This window comes from Neisseria sp. GT4A_CT1, from assembly GCF_000227275.1.
In the GTDB taxonomy this organism is placed as follows: domain Bacteria; phylum Pseudomonadota; class Gammaproteobacteria; order Burkholderiales; family Neisseriaceae; genus Neisseria.
In genome coordinates this window covers 135015-136810 of the sequence record NZ_JH164969.1, presented here as the reverse complement: position 1 = coordinate 136810, position 1796 = coordinate 135015, and the positions used below count along the sequence as shown (strand labels likewise).

The window sequence follows — 1796 nt, the reverse complement described above, 5'->3', positions numbered from 1 at the left end:
TCTCTATTTTTAGGTTTTTTTCGGCCAGTTGTCGGTTAATCAGTTTGAGCAATTCGGACAAGGTGTCGTCTTGCGCCAGCCAGTTGCGGTAACGGCATAAGGTGCTGTAATCGGGGATGCTCAGTTCGTCAAAACGGCAAAACAGGTTGAAATCGATGCGGGTGATGAGACTGTGTTCGAGTTCGGGATCGGAGAGGCTGTGCCATTGTCCGAGCAGGACGGCTTTGAACATGGACAACAGGGGGATAGGCGGGACGGCCGCGGTGGTCTCGGAGGTAACGGGTTCTTTGACGATTCAGGTATTGTTCGATCGGTTGCCAATTAATCACCTGATCCAACTTCAATAGCGGGAAGCGGTCGATGTGTTTGGCGATCATGGCTTGTGCGGTTTGCTGGAAGAAGGTGCTCATGGAAAATCCCCTAAATGTCTTGATGGAAATTTAGGGGATTTTGGGGAATTTTGCAAAGGTCTCAATATACGAATCCGCTCTATTCGCAATTGATTTCTTCACCCTCCCTTCGTTCATATAAAAAGGTCGTCTGAAACCCTGTTTTGGATTTCAGACGACCTTTGCTTTACTTCAGCTAAGAGCCGTTAGCTTACCACTGGTACAACGCACCTGCTCCGACACCGACGTGGCCGTCTGTGTTGGCAGAGAAGTTGCCTTTAACAACCCAGTTACCGCCGTCGCTCATCGCAGACACGCCGATTGCCATGGCGGATTGACCACCGTAGTAGCCGCTGCCCACGCCGATACCGGTCGCACCCGGACGGGTTACTTGCGGAATCGAGCCTTGTGCAATCGCACCTGCCACGCCTGCATAGGCTTTTTTGCCGACGCGTTCGATGTTGTTTTGCAGGGCGTTACCCACGCCGGCGAGCTGGTTCAGGTTGACCGCATCGGTACCTTCTTTCGCCGGAGCGACGTTGGTGATGCGTTGTCCGCCGTTGTTCAGACCGATCGGGCTGAGGCTGACGGTATTCGCCGGGTTATGGGCGGTCGGTGCAGCGATGCTGACACCTTGCGCGTTAACGGTTACACCGCCTGCGGTTACGCTGGTTACATCAAGTTTATCGGCAGTAGCAACGTTATACACGGTCTGACCGCTGTTGCCGGTCGTTTGGTTAACGACGACGTTCTTACCTGCGGTAACTTCGGTTTTCGCCGCCGTCGCTTGTGTCGCTACGTTGGCAATCGCCTGGTTGGTGTAATACAACTGGCTGCCGTTGATCGCATCGGTCGAATCTGCCGATACCACACCTGCCGCCACACCTTGTACCTGACGGGTCTCGTCCGTACCGTTGCCGACGGTAACAACACCGGCGACTTTGTTCGCGGCGGCAGCCGAACCTGCTTTGCCTGCCACGGCTTTGTCGTTCAGGCCGCCGTAGGTGTAGGCTTCGCCTTTGGCTGCATCAGCCGTGCGGATGCCTTGGGTTTGGGCACGGTCGCCGAGGTAGACGGAGTCTTTAACCGTGGCTTTGATGTCGCTGCCCAGTGCGTAGGCGTTGTCGGCGGATACGTTGTTGTTGTTACCGATGGAGTAAGCGCTGTTGCCGCTTACTACGGTCGGGTCACCGATGGCGCCGGAGTTTTTGCCGCTGACGATGTTGCCGGTACCGATGGCGATGGTGTTCTCGGCATTGGCTTTGGCGCCTTTACCGATGGCGATGGCGTTGGTGCCTTTGGAAGCGGCCTGGTAGCCGACTGCCGTGGCGTATGCGCCGCTCGCGCTGGAGTCTTCGCCGTTGCGTGCCTGTACGTCGGGGTTCACTTCGCCGTCGTTGGTATGGA

General features: G+C 56.0%; 1 protein-coding gene and 1 pseudogene. Both read right to left on the bottom strand.

What is annotated here, in order from left to right; translation table 11 throughout:
* Positions 1-410 (bottom strand): annotated as a pseudogene (locus HMPREF1028_RS10695) (transposase); the annotation flags it as partial.
* A 190-nt stretch (positions 411-600) separates the two neighbouring features.
* Positions 601-1796: YadA-like family protein (locus HMPREF1028_RS15195; protein ID WP_009312766.1), on the bottom strand; the 1196-nt coding region annotated here is incomplete at its 5' end.